This is a genomic window from Nocardioides anomalus (assembly GCF_011046535.1).
Taxonomy (GTDB): Bacteria; Actinomycetota; Actinomycetes; order Propionibacteriales; family Nocardioidaceae; genus Nocardioides; species Nocardioides anomalus.
In genome coordinates, this window is the sequence record NZ_CP049257.1 from 2,428,234 (window position 1) to 2,451,068 (window position 22,835).

The following is a 22,835-nucleotide window of genomic DNA, read 5'->3' on the forward strand; positions in this document are numbered from 1 at the left end:
CGCCTGAGTCACAGCCGCGCCACCACGGCCCGGGCCTCCGGCAGGAGGTCCGGGCCGCGGCGTCCGGCGTACTCCTCGCGCAGCCGGGCCGTCAGCCCGGGGACCGCGGCCTCGGCGGCCGGCTCGGTGCGGGCGGGGTCCATGGTCTCGGCGTAGCGCGGGTAGGAGAACTGCTCGGCCAGCACCAGCAGGCGTACGGCGTCGGCCGGGTCGGCCGCGCCGCGCAGCAGCCCCCAGGCCCCCAGCCCGTGCAGGACCAGCCCGGCGACCGGGAAGTCCATGTGCGGGCGGTGCTCGTCGAGCACCTCGGGCGCCTTGCCGCGCAGCGACTCGTAGAGGTCGCGGCCGTCGTCGCCCTCGCCGAACAGGGCGTACGCCGTGGTGGCGGCGGCCTCGCCGAAGAGCGACCACGGCTCGAGCCCGCTGCGCACCCCCATGCCGGGGATCTTGATGTCGGCCAGGCCGGCCAGGGCCTGGCGGTAGAGCCGCAGCCCCTCGGCCACGTCGCCGCGGGCCAGGGCCAGCTCGGCGCGGACCGTGCCGGTGGCGAAGGCACCGCCGAACTGGGAGCCGTCGCTGCTGAACCGCTCGATCTCGGCGATGACCGCCTCGGCGTCGTCGAACCGGCGTTCGGCGATGGCCTGTCCCGCGACCAGCGAGCGGGTCTGGATCGAGTCGTCGTGGGCGTGCAGCGCGTCGAGGACCGGGATGGCGGCGAGTGCGTGCTCGGCGGCCTCGGCCCGGCGCCCGAGCTGGGCGTAGAGGCTGCCGGTGAGCGTGTGCACCATCGCGGTCAGCCACGGGCCGTGGGACTCGTCGACCAGGTCGAGCGCCTCGAGCAGCTCGGCCAGCGCGCCCTCGGTGTCGCTGGAGTTCTCCATGGCGTGGCCGACCATCAGTCGAGCCATCGCCGCGGCCTCGCGGTCGAAGCCGTGGTCCACGTCGATGGCCCGGAGCCGGGCCATGGTGGCCGCGGGGTCGCCCGGCTCCTGGGCGAGCAGGACCGCGGCCAGGCCGCGCGCCCGGGGGTGGGTCGCGGCCTCGCCGTACTCCGCGAGGAGCGCACGCGAGGCCGGGGCGTCGGAGATCTCGGCCATCAGGCTGTTCATCGCGGTGGTGGCGGCCGCCACGACGGTGAGGTCGATGCGGTCGGCGGGCGGGTGGTAGCCCTCCAGGACGTCATCGATGGCGCGGACCATGGCGATGACGCGGACGTTCTCCCCGCGCATGGTCCAGAAGCCGGCGAGGGCGGCGGTGAGGTCGACGGTCGCGCCCGCGTCGGCGTCGCCCAGGGCGTCGCGCAGGGCGTCGGCGAGGTTGTTCTCCTCCGCCTCCAGGGCGCGGACGGCGGCCACCTGTTCCGGCGACCACATCCGCTCGGCCTGGGTCACGGCGAAGGCCCGGGCCCAGGCCATGAGGGCGTCGTGCGCCGCCTGGTCCTCGCCGGCGCCGACCAGCTGCATCCGGCCGAACTCCCGCACCGTCTCGAGCATCCGGTAGCGGACCGCGGCGCCACTGTCGACCACGGTGATGAGGGACTGGTCGACCAGGGTCTGCACCACGTCGAGGGCGTCGTGGGCGAGCAGCGCCTCGGCGCCGTCGAGGGTGAAGCCGTCGTGGAACACCGACAGCCAGCGCAGCGCGCGCCGCTCGTCCTCGCGCAGCAGGTTCCAGGACCAGTCGATGACGGCCAGCAGGGTCTGGTGCCGGTCCGGGGCGCTGCGGTCGCCGCCGCGCAGCAGGGCGAAGCGGTCGTCGAGGCGGCGGTCGACGTCCTCGGCCGACATCACCCGCAGCTTGGCGGCGGCCAGCTCGATGGCCAGCGGGAGACCGTCCAGGCGGCGCACGACGCGGCGTACGACGTCGTCGGGGAGCGCCACGCCGGGCCGGGCCGCGCGGCCGCGCTGGCGGAACAGGTCGGCGGCGGCGTCCTCGCCCAGCTGGGCGAGCGGGAAGACGCGCTCGGCCGCGATGGCCAGCGGCGCCCGGGTGGTCGTGACGACGCGCAGGTCGCGGCACGCGGCCACCAGGAAGGCGACCAGGTCGGCCACGGCCTCGACCACGTGCTCGCAGTTGTCGAGGATGAGCAGGGTCGGCGCGGCGTCCAGGAGCTGGGCGATGCGGGCGCGGACATCCTGGCGCTGCTCGGGCGTGAGCACGCGGCGCCCGCTCAGCGAGTCGCGGACGCCCAGCGCGGAGCCGACCTCGGAGACGACGTCTGCGGGCGAGGCCACGCCGACCAGCTCGACGAAGTGGACGACCGGCTGCTCGGCCTCCCGGCCCATCAGGTGCGCGAGGCGGGTCTTGCCGAGCCCGCCCGGTCCGAGGATGGAGACCACGCGGGCCTCGCGGACCAGCGCCCGCAGCGCGCGGATGTCGTCCTCGCGCCCGACCAGCGAGCTGGCCTCGAAGCGCAGCCCCTCGCGGACCGGCCGGTCGGAGGCGAGCAGCTCGCGGTGCACGGACTTGAGGGCCGGGCCGGGGTCGACGCCGAGCCGGTCGCCGAGGTCGGCCCGGATCCGCTCGTAGGCGTCGAGGGCCTGGGGTGCGCCGTGCTCGGCGGCGGTGGAGCGCAGCACCGCCACCAGGGACGCCTCGTCGTCGGCGCCCGACTCGGTCAGCAGGGTCAGGGCCTCGCGGTGGTCGCCGAGGACCGACAGCGCCCGGCCCAGGACGCCGGCGGCGATCCGGCGCTGTCGGCGGGCGTCGGTGCGGAGCTCGGCCAGGGGTCCGTCGGCGGCGGTGCCGGGCTCGGGCTGGGCCAGGGCGCGGCGGGCCAGATCGCGGGCGCGGACCGGGTCGCCGCGCCCCTCCGCCTCGCGGGCCTCGACCACCGCGTCGCGCAGCGCGAGGGCGTCGACGGCGTCCGGGCCGAGGCCCAGCCGATAGCCGTGCTCGGTGCGGACCACCACCTCGGGCGCGGTCTGCGAGCGGGTGCGGGAGACCACGACCTGCAGCGCCTTGCCGGGGTTGGCCGGCTCGTCGTCGAGCCCCCAGACCTCGGCGACCAGCCGCTCCTCGGAGACTGGACCGCGACCGGTGACCAGGGCGGCCAGCAGCGCGTGGGTGCGACCACCTGGCAGAGCCGCGCCCCGCCAGGAGACCTCGTCGAGGAGCCTCAGCTCAACGCTGGACGGCACCGCACCGCTCGGCGGCCAGTGCGACGGCGGCGTCGCGGGCGGCGCCGGTCTCCTGCTCGGTCAGCGTGCGGTCGGGCGCGCGGAAGCGCAGCGCGAAGGCCAGCGAGCGGTGCCCGGCCCCGACCTGGTCGCCGGTGTAGACGTCGAAGAGCCGGATCGACTCGAGGTGCTCCCCCGCCCCCCTCGCGCAGCGCGGCCTCGACCTCCGCGGCGGTGACGCCGTCGGGCACGACCAGCGCGACGTCCTCCTTGGCCACGGGGTACGTCGAGAACTCCGGCCCCGGCACCACGTCGACGGCCTGCGCCATCAGCCGGTCCAGGTCGACCTCGACCGCCGCCGAGCGCGCCGGCAGCCCGAAGGCCCGGCACACCTGCGGGTGGAGCTCGCCGGCGTGGCCCAGGACCACGGTGGCGTCGCCGGAGCCGGCGGTGAGGACCGCGCAGCGGCCCGGGTGCCACGGCATCCGCGTCGTCGAGGCCACCGCGACCGCGACGCCCAGCTCGTGGGCCAGTCGGCGCAGCAGCTCGATGGCGTCCGCCCAGCCGGCCGCCCGGCCCGGGCCCCACCAGCCCGCGCGCTCCCGCTCTCCGGCCAGGACCACGCCCAGGTGCAGCGGCTGGTCGGGGACGGCCGCGAAGAGCTTCTCCAGCTCGGCGTCGCTCGGGCGCCAGTCGACGCCGTAGATCGGCGCGGGTCCTCGGTCGGCCGGGAAGGCGACGGTGCCGGTCTCGAACAGCGCCACGCCGGACGCGCCGCGGCTGAGGTTGCGGGCGGCCGCCTTCATCAGGCCGGGCAGCAGCGTCGTGGTGTACGACGGCTCCTCGGCCGAGAGCGGGTTGGCCAGCCGGACGGTGTGGCGCAGCGGGTCGTCGGCGGGCAGCCCGAGCTGGTCGAAGGTCGCCTCGCCCACGAACGGGAAGCTGATGACCTCGACGCACCCGGCGCCGGCCAGGGTGCGCCCGATCCGCCGGCGCAGGCGCTGCTCGCGGGTCAGGCCCCGCCCGGCGGCCTCGCGCGGCAGCACCGACGGCACCCGGTCGTAGCCGACGACGCGGACGACCTCCTCGACCAGGTCGTAGGGGTCGGTGAGGTCGGGGCGCCACGGCGGCGGCACGACCTCGAGCTCGGTTGGATTGGGCAGCGTCCGGCACCCGATCGCGGCGAGCACGTCGACCACGGTCTCGGAGTCGATGTCGATGCCGCTGATGCGGGCGGGGAGGTCGTAGGCGGTCGCGATGGCGGGCTGCTCCGGCGGCGTCCCGACGACGGTCACGCCCGGCGCGGCCGTGCCGCCGCCGTACTGCACGAGCAGCTCGACGACCCGGTCGGCGGCGGCCTCGCAGATGGTGGGGTCGACGCCGCGCTCGTTGCGCTTGCCGGCCTCGGAGGTGAGCTTGTGTCGCTTGCCCGTGCGGAACATCGAGGTCGCGTCCCAGTGCGCGGACTCGACGAGGACGTGCGTGGTGGTCTCCGACATCTCGGTGGTCTCGCCGCCCATGACGCCGCCGAGCCCGATGATCCCGGAGTCGTCGGTCACGACCAGGTCCTCCGGGGACAGCTCGCGGTCGGTGCCGTCGAGGGTGGTGAGCCGCTCCCCCGCCGTCGCCCGGCGGACCCGGATCGGGCCCTGGAGCTTGTCGGCGTCGTAGCCGTGGATGGGCCGGCCGAGCTCGAGCATCACGTAGTTGGTGACGTCGACGGCCAGCGAGATCGGCCGCATGCCGCACAGCGTGAGCCGCTGGGCCATCCAGTCCGGGGTCTGCGCGGCCGGGTCGAGACCGGTGACGGTGCGCGCCACGAAGACCGGGCAGCCCCGCGGGTCGTCGACGACGACCGGGTGGCCCTGGTCGTCCGGCTCCGGGACGGTGCGCTCGGCCGGGTCGGTGTACGGCGCGTCGTAGGCCAGCGCCGCCTCCCGGGCCACGCCGCGCAGGGAGAGCGCGTAGGCGCGGTCGGGGTTGATCTCGAACTCGATGACCTCCTGGTCGAGGCCGAGCACCGGGCGGGCGTCCTGGCCGGGCTCGCCGGCGCCCTCGGGCAGCACGATGATCCCGTCGTGGTCCTCGCCGATGCCGAGCTCGCGCGCGGAGCAGATCATCCCGGCCGAGAGGTGGCCGTAGGTCTTGCGGGCACTGATCTCGAAGTCGCCTGGCAGCACCCCGCCGGGCAGGATCACCACGACCAGGTCGCCCGGGCCGAAGTTGTGCGCGCCGCACACGATGCCCTGGGGCTCGCCGGTGCCGTTGGCGTCGCCGACGTCGACCGAGCACCAGTTGATGGTCTTGCCGTTCTTCTGAGGCTCGGGCTCGGCGGAGAGCACGCGGCCGACGACCAGCGGGCCGCGGATCTGCTCACCGGGCCTCTCGATGGCCTCGAGCTTGAGCCCGAGTGCGGTCAGCCGCGCGGCGAGCTCGTCGGTGCCGACCTCGCCGGGGAGGTCGACGTACTCGCGGATCCAGGAGACGGGCGCCTTCACAGCTCGGCCCCGAACGCGCTCGTGAACCGGACGTCGCCCTCGAACAGCGCGCGCAGGTCCTCGATGCCGTGGCGGAACATCAGGGTCCGGTCGATGCCCATGCCGAAGGCGAAGCCGGAGTAGACGTCGGGGTCGATCCCGCAGGCGCGGAGCACGCGCGGGTTGACGATGCCGCAGCCGCCCCACTCGATCCAGCCCTCGCCGCGGCAGGTGCGGCACTCCTGGCCGTCGAGCACGCCGGAGCCGCGGCAGACGAAGCAGATCAGGTCGACCTCGGCGCTGGGCTCGGTGAACGGGAAGTACGACGGCCGGAAGCGCGTGCTGATCCCGTCGCCGAACATCTGGCTGGCGAAGTGGTCGAGGGTGCCCTTGAGGTGGGCCATGCTGATGCCGCGGTCGACGGCCAAGCCCTCGACCTGGTGGAAGACCGGGCTGTGGGTGGCGTCGTACTCGTCGGTGCGGAACACGCGACCGGGGCAGACGACGTAGATCGGCGGCGTGCGCGACAGCATGGTCCGCGCCTGGACCGGCGAGGTGTGGGTGCGCAGCACCAGGTGGTCCTCGGCCGGGTCGGTCCAGAAGGTGTCCTGCATGGTGCGCGCCGGGTGGTCCGGGCCCAGGTTGAGGGCGTCGAAGTTGAGCCACTCGGCCTCGAGGACCGGACCCTCGGCGACCTCCCAGCCCATGGCCACGAAGATGTCGGCGATCAGCTCCGAGCCGGTGGTCACGGGGTGGCGGGCGCCCTCGGGCACGCGGTCGTAGGGCAGCGTGACGTCGACGGTCTCCTCGACCAGCATCCGCGCCTCGTGCTCGACCTCGAGCTCGGCCTGCCGGGCGGCCAGCGCCTGCTGCACGGCACCGCGGGCCTGGCCGACGCGCTGGCCGGCCTCCTTGCGGGCCTGGGGCGGCAGCGCGCCGATCTCGCGGTTGGCCAGGGCCAGCGGCGAGCGGTCGCCGGTGTGGGCGGTCCGGACCTGCTTGAGCGCCTCGAGGTCGGCGGCGGCGGCGATCGCGGCCAGTGCCGCGTCGCGCGCGGCCTCGACCTCCTCGGGGCTCAGCGCGGCCACCTCCACGGGGTCGAAGTCGGTGTTGGGTCCGGACACACGCTGAAGTCTAGGAACGCCCGCCCCGCGGCCGCGAACCGGTTGTCACCGCGCTGCGGGACAGAGGGTGCCGTCGAACCCGCTCGGGTCGGGCAGGTCGGCGGCTCTGGCCCGGTGCCGGCCGAGGTTCCAGTCCAGCCAGTCGTCGCCCCCGGCGGTCCAGCTGCGCGGCAGCCCGCAAGCCACCTCGAGCTCAGCGCGGCCCTCGAAGACGGGCACCGCGTCGGCCGACAGGCCCTGGAGGTAGGTCCAGTCGACGCGTCCGGTGGCGGCGTACCGGTCGAGGCTGTGCTCGGCGATCCAGGCGTCGGGGTTGAGCGCGGCGATGCCGAGCAGTCCGGCCACGCCGGTCACCAGGGCGAAGCGCGGCACCCAGACGCCCCAGCGGACCACGCCCGCGAGGGCCACGGCCAGCACGACCAGGCCCAGCCAGCCCTCGAAGACGTCGACGAACAGCCGCAGCCGGGTGAAGCCGTAGGCCTCCTGGTAGAGGTGCATCCGGTAGAGCGCCGAGCCCACGACGACCAGGGTGAGCGCGCACAGCAACCCCAGCGAGCCGCGCAGCCAGACCCGGTCGGCCGGGCCGTCGCCGGCCCAGTGGGATGCGGCCCAGACGACGAGCAGGGTGAGCAGGGTGGCCACGGTGAGCTGGCCGAAGCCCTGGTGGACGTAGTCGGCGTAGGTCAGCCCGGTGGTCCGCTGCACGTAGTCGTGCCCCCCGAACAGCACGCTGAGCTGGGCGGCCACGAAGAGCAGGAAGACCGCGTCGACCAGCAGGACGGGCACCAGCCACTCGAAGCGGTGCGCGACCTGGCGGGTGCGGCCGCTGGCCAGGACCTGGACGTTCGGCGGGTTCAGCGCGAGGTACGCCGCGGCGAGGGTCGGGCCGGCCACGGCGACGGCCACGAAGACCCGCAGCACCACGCTGTCGAGGGTCAGGTCGGGCAGCACCGCGTCGACCCAGCTGGCCACGACGGCGTCGGCGGAGACGAAGAGCAGGCCGAAGACGAGCACGGCCAGCGCCGACCAGAACGCGGTGACCAGCACCCGCGGCGCACTGCCGTGCCCGGTCAGGGTGCGCACGGTCCGGCCCAGCCAGGGCAGGTCGCGCAGCCCGGCCAGCGGCCAGGACAGCCCCGCCAGCAGGAACTCGTGGAACCGGCGCACCCTGGTCACGCCTGCGACCGTGGCGCTGGCCCCGGCCAGCAGGCACAGGGCGCCGATCCAGTCGGCGTCGAGCAGCACGACCGGCAGCGTGCACAGGGCGGCGAGGCCCAGGCAGGTCGGGGTGAACGCGTCGCGGCGCGGTGCGGCGGCGTACGCCACGGTGAGGCCGGCGGCGGCCGCGACCAGGAACAGCGCGAGCCCGGCGGTGTGGTCGACCAGCACCAGCCCGGCCAGCAGCCCGGTGGCCACCGAGGCCAGCAGCACGCCGCGGTGGGTGCCCGGCGTGTCCGGCCAGAACCGGCCGAAGAGCGGGTCGATGACCGGCGGCGGTGGCGTGGTGGGTGGGGCGGCAGGTGCCGACACGGGAGCCTCCTGGGGTCGGACGGGGTCGAGGGGCAGGTCGAGACGGAGGACGGCACCGCGGGTGCCGGGCGGCGGGTCGCCGAAGCGGACGGTCCCGCCGTGGAGCCCGGCGACCCACCGGGCGATGGCCAGGCCGAGGCCGGTGCCGCCGGTCGGCTGGTCGGGCCCGGTGAGGGTGCCGAACCGCTCGAACGCGCGCTCCCGGTCGCCCGGCGCGACGCCCGGCCCCTCGTCGGCGACGTCGAGGGTCCAGCGCCCGGCGTCGACGGCCGCGCGCACGGTGACCCGTCCGCCCTCGGGGCCGTGGCGCACGGCGTTCTCCAGCGCGTTGGCGAGCAGCTGGCGCAGCCGGGCACGGTCGGCGGTGACGACCAGGTCACCGGCCTCGACGTCGAAGGCGACCCGGCGACCGGTCGGCACCAGGTCCGCGACCACCTCGTCGAGCAGCGGCCCGAGCGGCACCGGGCCGAGGCGAAGCGGGCTGACACCGGCGTCGACCCGGGAGAGGTCCAGCAGGTCGCCGAGGAGCGCGCCGACCCGCTGGGCCTGGTCCACCGCCTGGCCGAGGTGCTCGGCGTCGGCGGGGCGCACGCCGTCGGCCAGGTTCTCGAGCGTGGCCGTGAGCGCGGCCAGCGGGGTGCGCAGCTCGTGGGAGACGGTGGCCACCAGGTCGCGCTGCTCACGGTCGACGGCGGCCAGCTCGGCCGCCATCTGGTTGAAGGCCCGGGCCAGCTCGCCGACCTCGTCGGAGGTCTCGGCGCGCACCCGCACGGCGTAGTCCCCGCGCATCATCCGGCGCGTCGCCCCGGTCATCTCGCGCAGAGGCGAGGTCATGCCGACGGCCAGCAGCTGGGTCACGCCGAGGGCCAGGGCCACGGTGACCGGGACGGCCAGCAGGGCCGGTACGCCGGCCCCGGCCGCCAGCACGCCGACCAGCGCGGCCACCAGCACGGAGGCGGTCACCAACAGCCCGAGCTTGACCTTGATCGAGGTGACCGGCTGCAGCGGCGAGGTCACGGTGCGACCTCCCCGGACTCCAGGGCGTAGCCGACGCCGTGCACGGTGCGGATCCGCTCGGGGCCGACCTTGGCCCGCAGGGCCCGGACGTGGCTGTCCACGGTGCGGGTGCCGGAGGCGTCCGGCCAGTCCCAGACCTCGGCGAGCAGGTGCTCGCGGGTCAGCACCTCGCCGGGCGAGCCGGCCAGGCGGGCCAGCAGGTCGAACTCGGTCGGGGTCAGGTGCACCTCCGACCCGCCGACGGTGACCCGGCGGCTGCCGGTGTCCACGACCAGGTCGCCCGCGACGAGCCGGGCCGACGGCGCGGCGGCCAGCTCGGCGGCCCGGTCCACGCGGCGCAGCAGGGCCCGGACCCGGGCCACTACCTCGCGCATCCGGAACGGCTTGGTGAGGTAGTCGTCCGCGCCGACCGCCAGCCCGACCAGCACGTCGGCCTCGTCGTCGCGGGCGGTGAGCATGAGCACCGGCACCGGCCGGGATGCCTGGATCCGCCGGCAGACCTCGTGGCCGTCGTACCCGGGGAGCATGACGTCCAGGACCACCGCGTCGGGCCGGACCTGCTCGCAGAGGGCGACCGCGCCGGGTCCGTCGAAGGCCTGGTCGACGGCGAACCCCTCGGCCCGCAGCCGGTCCGCGACGGCGTCGTTGATGACCGGCTCGTCCTCGACGACCAGCACCCGTGGGACCTCGCGCAGCGCCATGACCTCACGGTAGGAGCGCGGGCGCGCAGGAGGTGCGCGTGACTCGTGAAGGTCCTGTGCAGATCTGCTGCCCCGCGACGTCCGCGCTCAGAGGTCCGGGAAGCCGCTCGGCCAGGCGATGACGATGCGGGCGCCGCCGGCGGGGCTGTCGTCGATGGTGACGGTGCCGCCGTGCACCTTGGTCAGGCCGCCGACGATGTAGAGGCCGAGCCCCGAGCCACCGCGCTTGCCGCCCTTCCAGAACTTGGTGAAGACCCGGCGGCGCAGCTCCTTGGGGATGCCCTCGCCCTCGTCGTCCACGGTGATGCGCACGCCGCTGGGATCGGCCAGCTCGCCGGGGCGCAGCGGCTCGAGGTGGACCCGCACGGTGCCCTCGCCGTGCCGCACGGCGTTCTCGACCAGGTTGGTGACGACCTGGGTGAACTTGTCGGGGTCGGCGTGGATGTCGGGCAGGTCGACCTCGACGGTGAGGTCGATGGGGCGGGCGGTGCCGGCCGCGACGGACTCCACGATCCGCCGGGTCAGCGCTCCGGCGTCGGTGGGGCGCGGGTGCAGCTGGAGCCGGCCGGTGTCGATGCGCGCCACGTCGAGGAGCTCGGCGATGAGGCGGCTCAGCCGGTCGGAGTCGGCCGAGACGGTGGTGAGCATCAGCTTCTTCTGCTCGTCGTTGAGCCGGTCCCAGCGGTTCAGCAGGGCCTGGACGAAGCCCTTGACGCCGGTCAGCGGCGAGCGGAGCTCGTGGGCGACGGTCGCCACCAGGTCCGAGCGCTCCCGGTCCAGGCGGGCCCGGCCCCGGCCGGAGCGGATGGTGATGGCCACCTCCGCGACGGGCTGGTGCAGCGCGGGCCGGTGGATCTTGGCCGCGACCAGCACCTCCTCCCCGCTGGGCAGCAGCCAGGACTGCTCAGGAACGGCGGTGCGCGTAGGCAGCCCGTCGTAGGGCCGGTTGTGCGCGCACCAGGCGTTGTCGTCCTGGTCGCGCAGGGCCAGCACCTCGTCGAGCGGGCGACCGACCACGTCCAGGGGTACGCCGAGCATGCGGGCCGCGACCTGCGAGATGACGGTGACCCGGCTGTCCGGGCCGGCCAGGACGACCCCGTCGGGCAGGGCGTCGACGACGGCCTGCGCTCCCCGGTCCGGCATGGGGCCACCCTGCCACGTCGTGCCCGGGTCAGGTCACGAAGCGATGACGATGGCCGGCGCGGGTGAACCGGGCGGCCCGACGGGGCATCACCTCAGGCATGCGCCGTTCCGCTCCCCCCGTCGTGCTCGCTCTGCTGGCCCCGCTCCTGCTGCTCCTGCCCGGCGGGTCAGCACAGGCCCAGGGCCTGGTGCGCTACCGGCACGTGCCCGCGGTCCTCGTCGGCGACCTGGCCGTGGGCATGCCGAACGAGCGGACCGTGCAGGTCCAGCACCTCGACCGGACCACCGGGCAGTGGGACGCGCCGACCACCGTGCTGCGCACCCGCGGCGCGGTGACCTGCGGCGACCTCGACGCCCGCGCGGCCGGTGGCGGCGTGGCCGTGCTCGTCGAGTGCGACACGCCGTACTACGAGGACCAGGCCCCGGTCCGCAGCGTCGCGCTGGTCTCCCGCGACGGCTACGCCTGGGCGCGGCACCGCCTGCCCGGGGAGGCGTACGGCGCGCCGGCGCTCTCGCCGTCCGCGACGTACGCCGCCTGGCCGCTCGGCGGGATCGGCTCCTACCTGGAGTGGTCGGCCGCGACGGGCTTCGGTGAGCCCGCCACCACGACGTACCGCAGCGACGTCGGCGACCGCACGGTCGTGGTCGACGACGCCGGCACGGTGACGGTCCTGGGCACCGAGCAGACCCGGCGCCACTGCTTCCTCGGCGTGCACAGCCGGGACCTGTCCGGCGCGACGGCGCAGAGCCGGGTGCCGCTGGGGACCGGCTGCGGCGACGGCAACGTCACCCACGTGGACGCGAACACGGTGCTGGCCGGCGGCTACGAGCCCGCCACCCAGGTCACGGTCTCGCGCACCGGGCCCGGCGGGACCTGGGCGATCACCGCACCGGCGCCGGCCGACCAGCCGGGGCTGGTGGTCTACGGCTACGGCCGCAAGCGCGTCCCCACGCACTACGTCTACTCCCCCACGCCGGGTGCGCCCGTGGTCGCGCTGGGCAGCCCGGACCGCCTCCGGGTGCTCGCGCAGGTCTACGACCCGACCACCCGCACCTGGGGCGCGCAGACGCTCGCCTACACCTCGGGGCGACCGTGCCAGGTCGGCTACGAGGAGCCGCAGGCACGCCCGGGGCAGTACGCCGACCGCCTCGAGTGCGGGCGCCGGACGGTGACGCTGCGCAGCCCCGACGGGGTCACCTGGACCGTCCGGCGTTGACGCTCAGGCACTGACCGTCAGGCGCTGAGGGCCTTGTCCTGGTTGAGCGCGCCGACGTAGGTCATGGCCCAGCAGAACGCCATGGCCGAGACCATGTCGGCGTTGGGCAGGTCGCCGGAGGGCGGGCGGCCCTCGTCGACGGCCTCCTGGTAGGCGCTGACCTGCCGGACCAGCACGCCCAGCGGCGTGGTGCCGTGGAACGCGGCGGCGGCGAGCTCGCCGTCCAGCTCGAGCTGGTTCTCGACCTCGGCCAGGTCCACGCCGAGCACGATGTCGAGCGCGGAGAGCAGGCCGGCGGTGAAGGCCTCGGCGCGGTCGAAGCCGCGCTGCTGGCCGAGCAGCTCGCACATGCGCGCCCGGACCAGGCCGGTGAGCAGCGAGTCGCCGTCCAGGCGACCGTGCCGCCCGAGGATGGTCAGCGCGGCCCACTGGCGCAGCCGGACCGTGCCCATGAGCACCAGCGCCTCGCGCAGGCTGCTGACCTGGCGACGCAGCCCGTGCGCGGCCCCGGCCGAGGCCAGGTTGAGGACCTGGACCACGAGGCCGGGCTCGCCGCGCAGGATGGCCTCGATCCGGTCGAAGCTGAGGTCCTCGTCGAGCAGCTCGGTGGCCAGCCGGACCTGGGCCAGCGCGCTCGGCGCGATGGTCGTGCCCCGCACGATCTCCGGGCGCTGCACGCCGTAGCCCTGGAAGAGCTCGAAGCCGGCCTCGCGGGCCCAGGCCACGTCGGCGCGGGTCTCGCACCGCTCGGCGACGGCGCGGACGCCGCGCTCGCGGCACTGCTCCACCAGCGCGGCCGCGTGGTCGCGGTCGGTGCTCATGAGGTCGACCTTGACCAGGTCGGCCAGCTCCAGCAGCGCCGCGGCCTCGGGTCGTCCGCTGAAGCCGTCCAGCGCGATCGTGTAGCCCTCCTGCTTGCGTGCACGCACGCCGGCCAGCAGCTCCTCGTCGAGCTCGACGGCCTCGCGGATCTCCAGGACGGTCCGGGCCGGAGGGAGCGTCAGCGGCGTCTCGCCGACGATCGCGCCCCGCTCGACGTTGCAGAACAGCAGCTTGTCGCCGACCAGCTCGTGCACGCCGAAGGTCAGCGCACCGAGCACGACCGAGACGGTCATCAGCTCGCCGCTGGTCTCCGTGCCGGCGCTGTCCGCGGACGCTCCGGAGCGGTAGAGCAGCTCGAAGCCGACCACCTTCTGCCGCGCGTCCACGACCTGCTGACGCGCGACGATGACCTCGACGGCGCCACGCGTCGCCAGTGCCTCACTCATCAATCCCTCCCGGCGCCGTCGACGTGGGGGCGATCGACGACTCGGGAAGTCTCACACGTCCCAGCAGGCCCGCACGGGGAAACGGGACAAACCTGACGGACCTGACAAGACCGGTCTTGAGCGACGCGACCCGGGTGTCAGCGACTCTCAGCGACTCTCACGACCGCGCGCCGACTCGTAGAGGCACAGCGCGGCGGCGGTCGACAGGTTGAGGCTCTCGGCGCGCCCGTGGATCGGGATGGCGACCCGGTGGTCGGCCAGCGCGGCCAGCTCCTCGGGCAGCCCCCAGGCCTCGTTGCCGAACAGCCACGCCGTCGGGCCGCGCAGCACCTCGGCCAGCGCGGCGTCGTAGAGCCCGAGCTCGCCGGCGCCGTCGGCGGCGAGCAAGGTCAGGCCCGCCTCCCGCGCGGCCCGGACGGCGTCGGCCGCGGTGGGCTCGACCGCGACCGGCAGGTGGAAGGCGCTGCCCACCGAGGCGCGGATGGTCTTGGGGTTGTAGAGGTCGACGGACTGCCCGGCCAGGACCACGGCGTCGGCGCCCGCGGCGTCGGCGCAGCGGATGACGGTGCCGGCGTTGCCGGGGTCGCGGACGTCGGCGCAGAGTGCCACCAGCCGGGCGCCCGCGAGGGCGTCGGCGAGGGGCACGTCGACGTAGCGGCACAGGGCGACCACGCCGGCCGGGCTCACCGAGTCCGACAGGGCGGCGAGCGCGCGCTCGTCGACGAGCGTGGTGGGGACGCCGCCGGGCACCGGCGCGCCGGGGACGGCGAACACCTCCTCGACGCAGCCGGCCTCGAGCGCGGCCTCGACGGCCTTGGGGCCGTCAGCGAGGAACAGCCGCCGCTCGGATCGCTCCGAGCGGCGGCTGAGCCGTCGCAGGTCCTTGAGGCGGGCGTTGCTCGCCTTGAGGGGCTCGCTCAGGCCGAGGCCTCGGCGCGAGGAGCGTTGACGTCCTCGGGCAGCGCGGCCTTGGCCACCTCGACGAGGGCGTTGAACGCCGCGATGTCGTTGACGGCCAGGTCGGCCAGGATCTTGCGGTCCACCTCCACACCGGCCAGGCCGAGGCCCTGGATGAACCGGTTGTAGGTGAGGCCCTGGGCGCGGGCCCCGGCGTTGATCCGCTGGATCCACAGGCGACGGAAGTTGCCCTTGTTCTTGCGCCGGTCGTTGTAGCTGTAGACCAGCGAGTGGGTGACCTGCTCCTTGGCCTTGCGGTACAGGCGCGAGCGCTGGCCGCGGTAGCCGCTGGCGCGCTCGAGGGTGGTCCGGCGCTTCTTCTGGGCGTTCACTGCCCGCTTGACGCGTGCCATTGTTCGGTGCTCCTCAGTTGTCTCGGGTCAGGGCAGGCTCAGCGGCCCAGCAGCTTCTTCACGCGCTTGTAGTCGGCCTTCTCCAGCTCGACCACACCCGCGTTGCGGCGGTGCTTCTTGCGGCTGCCGGTGGTCGGCGCGGACGCGAACGCAGCGCCGGACTTGCGGCCGGCCTGCAGGCGCATGAGCTTGCCGCTGCCGGTCACCTTGATGCGCTTGCTCGTTCCCGAGTGCGACTTGTTCTTGGGCATGTGTCTCTCCTCTGACGTCGTACGTCGTGCTGGCCGTCGGTACGGCGTGCTGGTCTGGGTGGGGCTGGCGCTGAGCCGGGCTCAGGCCTCGATCTCCGGGTCGAGGTTCTCCGAGCGGCCGCGCTCCTTCTTCTGCGCCACCGGGCCCGCGGCGCGGGCCTCGGCGCGCTCCGCAGCCTCCTCGGCTGCGCTCGCGGCGCGGTCGTCCATGCGCTGCTGGCGAGCGACGCGCTGCTCGACCTTGGCCTCGGCCTTCTTCTTGTGCGGGCCGAGCACCATGATCATGTTGCGGCCGTCCTGCTTGGGCGCGGACTCCACGAAGCCGAGGTCGGTGACGTCCTCGGCGAGGCGCTGGAGCAGCCGGAACCCGAGCTCGGGACGGTGCTGCTCGCGACCGCGGAACATGATCGTGATCTTGACCTTGTCGCCGGCCTTGAGGAACCGGACCACGTGACCCTTCTTGGTCTCGTAGTCGTGCGCGTCGATCTTGGGACGGAGCTTCATCTCCTTGATGACGACGTTGGTCTGGTTCCGTCGGGCCTCACGGGCCTTCTGGGCGTTCTCGTACTTGAACTTCCCGTAGTCCATGAGCTTGCAGACCGGTGGCTTGCCCTGGGGCGCGATCTCGACGAGGTCGAGGTCGGCCTCCTGGGCGAGCTTGAGCGCCTGGTCCGTCGGCACGATGCCGACGGTCTCGCCATTGGGACCCACGAGGCGGACCTCGGGTACCCGGATCCGGTCGTTGATACGAAGCTCGGTGCTGATGTGTCCTCCTGCTTGCTGGGTGACTGGGCTCGGAGGCCGCCTGAGCAAACAGAAAGGCCTCCGCGTCGCAAGCGGAGGCCAGGCACACGGCACGCCCTGGGGTGCAGGACGAGCCACCAGACCGGACCCGACGGCCTGTGGAGCTGGGCGGCCGGTGCGGGTGGGAGAAGGTCGAGCTGTTCTCCGCTTGTGATCGGTGCCCACGAGGGGCACTGATCGGTCAACGCTCGATGGTAACCGGATGTTCCCCCGGGACGCCAACCGCGGCGACGTAGCGGACCGGGCCCGCGGTGTCGAGGAGCAGCGCCTCGGCGCCGTCCTGGAGCGCGGCCAGGGCCGCGGTGCGCGCGGGCACGGGCACCGGGCGGGCCTGCGGGTCCCAGCGGTGCAGGGTCTCCAGACTGGTGAAGGCCAGCAGGGCGAGCCGGCCGTCGGCGCTGCGCATCGAGACGGTGGCCATGTCGGCGGACTTGTCGCGGACGAGTCCGTCCGGGCCGGTCTCGGCCTCGCCGAGCTGCGCCACGACCGGGACCAGCAGGCGCGCCTCGCCCAGCGCGGCCAGCACCTCGGGCTCACGCGCCGGGTCCGCGTCGTACGCCGCGAGGGCGGCGACCAGGGCGGGGTCGGCCAGCCCCGCGTCGTCGGGCGCGCCGGCGCCGGCGATCAGTCGGGTGCCGTCCACGCTCCCAGGGTAGGCGGCCGCCCGGGACACCCGGGCCCTGTGATCACCGTCCTATTGTCGAGTGTCTCAGTTGATTTAGCACGTTTAGTTCGCGTAGACATGGGTCCCATGACCACGACACCCGTCGCGGCGGCGTTCTCCACGCCGCTCCAGACCCCGCCCGTGGGTGCCGGTGGCCGGAACCGGGAGCGGACCCGCCGCTCCCCGTGGAGCTTCCTGCGCCGCAGCGTCTCGCCGATCGCCCTCCTGGTGGTCTGGCAGGCGCTCAGCAGTGCCGGTGTGCTCGACCCCCGGACGCTGGAGTCCCCGGTCCACATCGCCCAGACCGCCCTCGACCTCATCAAGGACGGCACCCTGCAGGAGGCCACGCTGGTCTCGCTGCGCCGCGTAGCCCTCGGCTTCGTCATCGGCGGCGTCATCGGCATGGCCCTGGCCGTCGTCGCCGGCCTGTGGCGCATCGGCGAGGACGCCATCGACCCGCCGCTGCAGATGCTGCGCACGCTCCCGCACTTCGGACTGATCCCGCTGTTCATCTTGTGGTTCGGGATCGGCGAGCAGCCCAAGATCACCCTCATCGCGATGGGCGTGGCCTTCCCGCTCTACCTCAACACCTTCGCGGGCATCCGGGGCATCGACCGCAAGGTGATGGAGGCCGCCCGGTCCATGCACCTGTCCTGGGGTCAGCGACTGCGCCACGTGGTGATCCCCGGCGCGCTCCCCCAGACCCTCACCGGGCTGCGGCAGAGCCTGGGCATCGCCTGGCTCTCGCTCATCGTGGCCGAGACCATCTCGGCCGGCGCCGGGCTCGGCCACATGATCAACGACGCCCGCGAGTTCCTGCAGACCGACATCATCGTCGTCGGCCTGGCCGTCTACGCCCTCCTCGGGCTGGCGACCGACGGCGTCGTCCGCTTCGTCGAGGGGAGGGCGCTGGCATGGCGTTCCTGAGGTCCGACCCCGTCCCGGCCCCGACCGGTGATCAGGCCGACGTCGTCGTGCGGGTGCGCGGGCACCACCGCGCGTTCGGGCGCAACCAGGTGCTGCGCGGCATCGACCTGGACATCCGGCCCGGCGAGTTCGTGGCCCTGCTCGGCCGCTCCGGCTGCGGCAAGTCCACGCTCCTGCGCAGCCTGGCCCGCCTCGACCCGGTCCCGGCCGGCGAGGTCGAGATCAGCGGCCGCACCGGCGTGGCGTTCCAGGAGCCGCGGCTGCTGCCGTGGCGCGACGTGCGCGAGAACGTCGCCCTGGCGCTGCTCAACACCCCCGAGCGCAAGGAGCGGTACGCGCGGGCCGAGCAGACCCTCGCCGAGGTGGGGCTGAGCGACAAGCAGCACGCCTGGCCGCTCCAGCTCTCCGGCGGTCAGGCCCAGCGCGTCTCGCTGGCCCGGGCCCTGGTCAGCAACCCGGCCCTGCTGCTGCTCGACGAGCCCTTCAGCGCCCTCGACGCGCTGACCCGCATCGAGATGCACCAGCTGGTGATCGAGCTGTGGCGCCACCACCACATGGCCGTGCTCATCGTCACCCACGACGTCGACGAGGCCCTGGCCCTCGCCGACCGGCTCGTGGTGATGGACGAGGGCAAGGTCGCGCGCACCTGGGAGATCACCTCCCCGCGCTCGGACCGCGCGCCGTCCAAGCCGGAGATCGCCGGCACCCGCGCCGAGATCCTCAAGGCGCTCGGCGTCAAGCCCACCCCGCCCAACCCGAACCGCACGTCGCTCTCCGAAGAAGGTGCCGCATGACCAACCTCCCCCAGGCGAAGCTCTCCCGCCGCCGTCTGGCCGCCGTCCCCGCCGCCCTCCTGGCGCTCTCCGTCGCCCTCGCCGGTTGCGGCGACGACGGGGGCACCGGCAACGAGGACGCCGTCGGCGACAACGGCAAGGTCGACCTGTCGCAGGTGACCCTCATCGTGGGCGACCAGAAGGGCACCAGCGCGAAGGACATCCTCACCGCCGCCGGGCTCGAGGACACGCCGTACAAGATCGAGTGGAAGGAGTTCACCTCCGGCCCGCCGATGCTCGAGGCGCTGGGCGCGAACGCCATCCACGTGGGCCAGGTCGGCAACACCCCGCCGATCTTCGCCGCGGCCTCGGGCAGCGAGTTCAAGGTCGTCCAGGCGATGACCTACACCGGCGAGGGCGATGCCATCGTCGTGCCGAAGGACTCGCCCATCACCGACGTCTCCCAGCTCGAGGGCAAGAAGGTCGCGGTGGCCCAGGGCAGCTCGGCCAACTACAACCTGCTGGCCCAGCTGCAGAAGGCCGGCGTGAAGTACTCCGACATCTCGGTGCAGAACCTCCAGCCCGCGGACGCGCTGGCCGCGTTCACCACCGGTGCGGTCGACGCGTGGGCCATCTGGGAGCCCTACACCTCCCAGGCCGAGGTCGCCGAGGGCGGCAAGGTGATCGCCACCGGTGACGGCGTGGTCAACGGCTACGGCTTCCAGGTCGCCTCCGACGACGCGATCGAGGACCCGGCCACCAAGGCCGCGCTCTCCGACTACCTCGGGCGCATCACCCAGGCCCAGCTCTGGGCCTCCGAGCACCCGGACGACTGGGCCCAGGTCTGGTCGACCGGCACCGGTCTGGACGCCGCCATCACCCAGGCGGCCTCGGTCAAGCGGCCGGTCACGATCCTGCCCGTGGACGACGACGTGGTCTCCTCCGAGCAGGAGATGGCCGACGCGTTCTACGACAACGGGCTGATCCCGGAGAAGGTCGACCTCGAGGACTTCTTCACCGACGAGTTCGACGACGTCACGACGACCGTGACCGCGGCGAAGGGCTGAGCGTGGCGGCCACGCTGCACTGGTTCCTGCCCACCTCCGGCGACTCGCGCTCCCTGGTCGGTGCCGGCCAGGGGTCGCCCGGGCGGACCGCGGCGGGCGGCGTGGCCGACGGCGTGCTCGGCTCGGACACCGCCGGGTTCCGCGCGCCGACCATCGACTACCTGGCCGAGGTCGCCCGGACCGCCGAGCAGCTCGGCTTCGAGGGGGTGCTCACGCCGACCGGCACGTTCTGCGAGGACGCGTGGCTGGTCACGGCGGCGCTGCTGCGCGAGACCGAGCGCCTGAAGTTCCTGGTCGCCTTCCGCCCCGGGGTCATCAACCCGGTGCTCGCGGCGCAGATGGCCGCGGCGTACCAGCGGATCTCGGGGGGCCGGCTGATGCTCAACGTGGTCACCGGCGGCAGCCCGGAGGAGCAGGCGCGCTTCGGCGACCACGAGCCCAAGGAGGAGCGGTACGCGCGGACCGAGGAGTTCCTCCGTGTCGTGCGCGGCACGTGGGAGCAGCCGCCGTACGATTTCCGCGGCCGGTTCTTCGACGTCCGGGGCGCGCTGGTCAAGGGCGGGGTCTCGCCCCAGCCGGCGATCTACTTCGGCGGCTCATCGGGGCCGGCCGGTCCCGTCGCGGCCGAGCACGCGGACGTCTACCTGACCTGGGGCGAGCCGCCGGAGTTGGTGGCCGAGAAGCTCGACTGGGTGCGCGGCCTGGCCGCCGAGCGCGGGCGCACGCTGCGCTTCGGGCTGCGGGTGCACACGATCTCCCGCGACACCAGCGAGGAGGCGTGGCGGCACGCGCAGTGGCTGCTCGACGGGCTGGACCCGGCGAAGGTCGCGGCCGCCCAGGAGCAGCTGCGCAGCAGCGAGTCGACCGGACAGGCCCGGATGCTCGCGCTGCACGAGGGCCGCACCTCCTACGCCGACGCCCACGACCTCGAGGTCTCCCCCGGGCTGTGGTCCGGTGTCGGCCTGGTCCGCGGCGGCGCGGGCACCTCGCTGGTCGGCAGCCACGACGAGGTGGCCGAGAAGATCGCGGAGTACCACGCCCTCGGCATCGACGAGTTCATCCTCTCCGGCTACCCGCACGTCGAGGAGGCCTGGTGGTTCGGCGAGGGCGTCGTGCCCCGCCTGCGCGCCCGTGGCCTGCTGGCCGACGAGTCTGCGCCGGCACCGCACCGGGTGGCGGTCTCGGCCTGAGCCGACCTCGTCCTCACTAGGCTGACGGCATGGACGACGTGAGCTGGGGCGCACTGGCGGCGGCGCTGACGCTCGTCGCCGGGATCTACACCTGGTTCGCCTTCCGGCGACGCGGCCTGGCCGCCGGGCTGCGCGGTGCGGGGCTGACCCTGCTGCCGCCGGCGCTGTGGCTCACCGACACCCTCGAGCTGGTCGGCGACATCGGGTCGTCGGTGGCGCACTGGGTCGGCGACTTCGCCTTCAGCCCGGCCGCGTGGCTCGGGATCGTGCTGGCCGGGCTCGCGGTGGTGTGCTGGGTCGTCTCCGGCTTCCTGACCGACCGCGGGGTCGGTGGCGCACCCGCCCGTGCTGCGGACCAGCGGCGCGAGCTCCCGAAGGCGCGGGGCCAGAAGGCCGCACCGGCGGTCGACCCTGAGATGGCCGAGATCGAGGCACTGCTGCGCAAGCGCGGCATCTCGTGACCTCCCACGACTCCAGCGTCGAGCGCAACCGGCTCTGGACGCGGCTCAGCGACGCCGTGCGGGCGCACGGCGAGCCGCTGCCGACGCCGCTCATGGTCGTCGACCTCGACGCCTTCGACGCCAACGCCGACGACCTGGTCCGCCGCGCGGGCGGTACGCCGATCCGGGTCGCCTCCAAGTCGGTGCGGGTGCCGGCCCTGCTGCGGCGCGTGCTGGAGCGGCCGGGCTTCCACGGGATCCTGGCCTACACGCTGGCCGAGGCGCTCTGGCTGGAGGAGCAGGGCGTCAGCGACGACGTCGTGGTGGCCTACCCGACCGTCGACCGCGGGGCGCTGGCCCGGCTCGTCGCCTCCCCCGCCGCGGCCGGGCGGATCACGCTCATGGTCGACGACGTGGCGCACCTCGACGTGGTCGACTCGGTGCGCGCCTCGCACGCCGTGCCGGTGCGCGTGGCCATCGACGTCGACGCCGGGCTGCGGATGGGCGGGCAGCACGTCGGCCCCAAGCGCTCCCCGCTCCACGATGCCGCGGACGTGGTCGGCCTGGCCGAGGCGATCCGGCGCCGGCACGGCTTCCGGCTGGTCGGCGCGATGACCTACGAGGGCCAGGTGGCCGGCGTCCAGGACGCGGTGCCGACCCAGCGGGCCAAGTCGGCGGTGGTCCGGCGGATCAAGGCGCTGTCCCTGACCCAGCTCGAGGTGCGCCGCCGCGAGATCCGCGACGCGCTGGCCGCGACCGGAGCCGAGCTGGAGTTCTGGAACGCCGGCGGATCGGGCTCGGTCGAGGCCACCGTGGCCGACGACGTGGTCACCGAGGTCGCCGCCGGCTCCGGTCTCCTGGCCCCGACCCTGTTCGACCACTACCGCTCTTTCGACCCGCGCCCGGCGGCGTTCTACGGCCTGCCGGTGACCCGGCGCCCCTCGCCCGAGGTGGCGACGGTCCACGGCGGCGGGCTCATCGCCTCCGGCCCGTCGGGCAAGGACCGCGCGCCCACCCCCTGGGCGCCGGCCGGGCTGCACCTGACCGGGCTCGAGGGCGCCGGCGAGGTGCAGACGCCGCTCACCGGTCACCCGGCCGGGCTGCTCGCGGTAGGCGACCTGGTGTGGTTCCGGCACGCCAAGTCCGGCGAGCCGTTCGAGCACGTGAGCACGGTGCAGCTGCTGTCCGGGCCGCGGTTCGTCGAGGAGGTCCGCAGCTACCGTGGCCACGGCCTCGCCTTCTGACGTCGCCGGTCTGGTCCTCGAGCTCGCCGCCTCCCGCCCGCCGACGCTCGGCGCCGGCCGGCTGGTCTGCGTCGACGGCCCGGCCGGCTCCGGCAAGACCACGCTGGGCCGCGAGCTGGCCGCCGCCACCGGCGCACCGCTGGTCCACACCGACGACCTCATGGAGGGCTGGCGCGGCCTGGACGCCGTGGGCCGCGAGCTCGGCGCCCTGGTCGCCGACCTGGACGCGGGCCGACCCGGCTCCCACCGGCGCTACGACTGGCTGCACGACCGGTACGCCGCGCGCCGGGTCGACGTACCTCCCGGGCCGTGGCTGGTGGTCGAGGGCGTCGGCTCCGGGGCGCCCGCCATCGCCGCGCACGTGACCGTCCTGGTCTGGGTCGAGGTGGACGACGCGCTGCGGCTGGCGCGCGGGATGGCCCGCGACGGCGAGCGGATGCGGGCGCCCTGGGAGACGTTCATGGTCGACGAGCGGGCGCTGGCCGCCCGCGACCGCACGCGCGTGCGGGCCGACGTGCTGGTGGACGGCACCGGGTCCCGCCCGCCGGTGGTGCGCTGAGCCGTAGCGT

Annotated in this window: 19 protein-coding genes and 1 pseudogene; 8 read left to right on the plus strand and 12 right to left on the minus strand. The window is 74.4% G+C overall.

Annotated elements, in window-relative coordinates; genetic code table 11:
* Positions 1 to 8: 8 nt before the first annotated feature.
* The 6 genes and pseudogenes from G5V58_RS12265 to G5V58_RS12290 all read right to left on the minus strand — a co-directional run bounded on the left by G5V58_RS12265 (position 9) and on the right by G5V58_RS12290 (position 11,111).
* Entirely contained in the window at positions 9 to 3,140 is a 3,132-nt protein-coding gene (locus tag G5V58_RS12265) for an ATP-binding protein (protein WP_165232960.1), read from the minus strand.
* A pseudogene (gene pheT, locus G5V58_RS12270) lies at positions 3,124 to 5,617 on the minus strand (phenylalanine--tRNA ligase subunit beta). The gene G5V58_RS12265 and the pseudogene pheT overlap by 17 nt, the downstream one beginning before the upstream one ends.
* Entirely contained in the window at positions 5,614 to 6,720 is a 1,107-nt protein-coding gene (gene pheS / locus G5V58_RS12275) for a phenylalanine--tRNA ligase subunit alpha (protein ID WP_165232962.1), read from the minus strand. The pseudogene pheT and the gene pheS overlap by 4 nt, the downstream one beginning before the upstream one ends.
* Before the next feature lie 45 nt (positions 6,721 to 6,765).
* The gene (locus tag G5V58_RS12280; RefSeq protein ID WP_165232965.1) at positions 6,766 to 9,267 is read right to left on the minus strand and encodes a DUF4153 domain-containing protein; all 2,502 of its coding nucleotides are present in this window, start codon (positions 9,265 to 9,267) and stop codon (positions 6,766 to 6,768) included.
* Entirely contained in the window at positions 9,264 to 9,968 is a 705-nt protein-coding gene (locus tag G5V58_RS12285; protein WP_165232968.1) for a response regulator transcription factor, read from the minus strand. The genes G5V58_RS12280 and G5V58_RS12285 overlap by 4 nt, the downstream gene beginning before the upstream one ends.
* A gap of 87 nt (positions 9,969 to 10,055) precedes the next feature.
* Positions 10,056 to 11,111, minus strand: coding sequence for a sensor histidine kinase (locus G5V58_RS12290; protein WP_165232972.1), 1,056 nt, complete (start codon positions 11,109 to 11,111; stop codon positions 10,056 to 10,058).
* A gap of 122 nt (positions 11,112 to 11,233) precedes the next feature.
* Here G5V58_RS12290 and G5V58_RS12295 point away from each other — a divergent pair, with 122 nt between their 5' ends.
* Positions 11,234 to 12,328 (plus strand): hypothetical protein, encoded by a 1,095-nt coding sequence (locus tag G5V58_RS12295; protein ID WP_165232975.1) that lies wholly within the window; start codon positions 11,234 to 11,236, stop codon positions 12,326 to 12,328.
* Between the two features lie 17 nt (positions 12,329 to 12,345).
* Here the strand turns inward: G5V58_RS12295 and G5V58_RS12300 are convergent, their stop codons facing one another.
* The 6 genes from G5V58_RS12300 to G5V58_RS12325 all read right to left on the minus strand — a co-directional run bounded on the left by G5V58_RS12300 (position 12,346) and on the right by G5V58_RS12325 (position 16,604).
* Positions 12,346 to 13,596, minus strand: a complete 1,251-nt coding sequence (locus G5V58_RS12300) for an EAL and HDOD domain-containing protein (RefSeq protein WP_165232978.1) — start codon at positions 13,594 to 13,596, stop codon at positions 12,346 to 12,348.
* Positions 13,597 to 13,743: 147 nt separating this feature from the next.
* Positions 13,744 to 14,517, minus strand: a complete 774-nt coding sequence (locus G5V58_RS12305) for a TrmH family RNA methyltransferase (protein WP_165239023.1) — start codon at positions 14,515 to 14,517, stop codon at positions 13,744 to 13,746.
* On the minus strand, positions 14,514 to 14,906 hold the full coding sequence (gene rplT, locus G5V58_RS12310; protein ID WP_165232981.1) for a 50S ribosomal protein L20: 393 nt from the start codon (positions 14,904 to 14,906) through the stop codon (positions 14,514 to 14,516). The genes G5V58_RS12305 and rplT overlap by 4 nt, the downstream gene beginning before the upstream one ends.
* A 38-nt stretch (positions 14,907 to 14,944) precedes the next feature.
* The gene (locus G5V58_RS12315; protein WP_165232984.1) at positions 14,945 to 15,157 is read right to left on the minus strand and encodes a large ribosomal subunit protein bL35; all 213 of its coding nucleotides are present in this window, start codon (positions 15,155 to 15,157) and stop codon (positions 14,945 to 14,947) included.
* Between the two features lie 81 nt (positions 15,158 to 15,238).
* Positions 15,239 to 15,970: a translation initiation factor IF-3 gene (gene infC / locus G5V58_RS12320; protein ID WP_165232987.1), complete on the minus strand. Its 732-nt coding sequence runs from the start codon at positions 15,968 to 15,970 to the stop codon at positions 15,239 to 15,241.
* A 172-nt stretch (positions 15,971 to 16,142) separates the two neighbouring features.
* Positions 16,143 to 16,604 carry an SseB family protein gene (locus G5V58_RS12325; RefSeq protein ID WP_230487300.1) on the minus strand — a complete coding sequence of 154 codons (462 nt, stop codon included), beginning with the start codon at positions 16,602 to 16,604 and terminating at the stop codon, positions 16,143 to 16,145.
* Between the two features lie 108 nt (positions 16,605 to 16,712).
* Here G5V58_RS12325 and G5V58_RS12330 point away from each other — a divergent pair, with 108 nt between their 5' ends.
* The 7 genes from G5V58_RS12330 to G5V58_RS12360 are packed head-to-tail and all read left to right on the plus strand — an operon-like array spanning position 16,713 to position 22,825.
* Complete coding sequence (locus tag G5V58_RS12330) at positions 16,713 to 17,552, plus strand: ABC transporter permease (protein WP_165232989.1); 840 nt, start codon at positions 16,713 to 16,715, stop codon at positions 17,550 to 17,552.
* Positions 17,540 to 18,346 (plus strand): ABC transporter ATP-binding protein, encoded by an 807-nt coding sequence (locus G5V58_RS12335; protein ID WP_165232991.1) that lies wholly within the window; start codon positions 17,540 to 17,542, stop codon positions 18,344 to 18,346. Before G5V58_RS12330 ends, G5V58_RS12335 begins: the two co-directional genes overlap by 13 nt.
* Complete coding sequence (locus tag G5V58_RS12340; protein ID WP_165232993.1) at positions 18,343 to 19,392, plus strand: ABC transporter substrate-binding protein; 1,050 nt, start codon at positions 18,343 to 18,345, stop codon at positions 19,390 to 19,392. Before G5V58_RS12335 ends, G5V58_RS12340 begins: the two co-directional genes overlap by 4 nt.
* A gap of 2 nt (positions 19,393 to 19,394) precedes the next feature.
* Positions 19,395 to 20,582 (plus strand): LLM class flavin-dependent oxidoreductase, encoded by a 1,188-nt coding sequence (locus tag G5V58_RS12345; protein ID WP_165232994.1) that lies wholly within the window; start codon positions 19,395 to 19,397, stop codon positions 20,580 to 20,582.
* A 29-nt stretch (positions 20,583 to 20,611) separates the two neighbouring features.
* Positions 20,612 to 21,043 carry a cellulose synthase gene (locus G5V58_RS12350; protein WP_165232996.1) on the plus strand — a complete coding sequence of 144 codons (432 nt, stop codon included), beginning with the start codon at positions 20,612 to 20,614 and terminating at the stop codon, positions 21,041 to 21,043.
* Entirely contained in the window at positions 21,040 to 22,266 is a 1,227-nt protein-coding gene (locus tag G5V58_RS12355; RefSeq protein ID WP_230487301.1) for an amino acid deaminase/aldolase, read from the plus strand. The genes G5V58_RS12350 and G5V58_RS12355 overlap by 4 nt, the downstream gene beginning before the upstream one ends.
* A complete protein-coding gene (locus G5V58_RS12360) occupies positions 22,244 to 22,825 on the plus strand; it encodes a uridine kinase family protein (RefSeq protein ID WP_165232998.1) in 582 nt (193 codons plus the stop codon). Before G5V58_RS12355 ends, G5V58_RS12360 begins: the two co-directional genes overlap by 23 nt.
* Positions 22,826 to 22,835: the final 10 nt, after the last annotated feature.

Bases quoted from the DNA above. Each gene is read 5' to 3' on its own strand.
- G5V58_RS12285 (WP_165232968.1), bottom strand. From the start codon at position 9,968: ATGGCGCTGCGCGAGGTCCCACGGGTGCTGGTCGTCGAGGACGAGCCG.
- G5V58_RS12290 (WP_165232972.1), bottom strand. From the start codon at position 11,111: ATGCCGGACCGGGGAGCGCAGGCCGTCGTCGACGCCCTGCCCGACGGG.
- G5V58_RS12300 (WP_165232978.1), bottom strand. From the start codon at position 13,596: ATGAGTGAGGCACTGGCGACGCGTGGCGCCGTCGAGGTCATCGTCGCG.
- rplT (WP_165232981.1), bottom strand. From the start codon at position 14,906: ATGGCACGCGTCAAGCGGGCAGTGAACGCCCAGAAGAAGCGCCGGACC.
- G5V58_RS12315 (WP_165232984.1), bottom strand. From the start codon at position 15,157: ATGCCCAAGAACAAGTCGCACTCGGGAACGAGCAAGCGCATCAAGGTG.
- G5V58_RS12330 (WP_165232989.1), top strand. From the start codon at position 16,713: ATGACCACGACACCCGTCGCGGCGGCGTTCTCCACGCCGCTCCAGACC.
- G5V58_RS12335 (WP_165232991.1), top strand. From the start codon at position 17,540: ATGGCGTTCCTGAGGTCCGACCCCGTCCCGGCCCCGACCGGTGATCAG.
- G5V58_RS12340 (WP_165232993.1), top strand. From the start codon at position 18,343: ATGACCAACCTCCCCCAGGCGAAGCTCTCCCGCCGCCGTCTGGCCGCC.
- G5V58_RS12350 (WP_165232996.1), top strand. From the start codon at position 20,612: ATGGACGACGTGAGCTGGGGCGCACTGGCGGCGGCGCTGACGCTCGTC.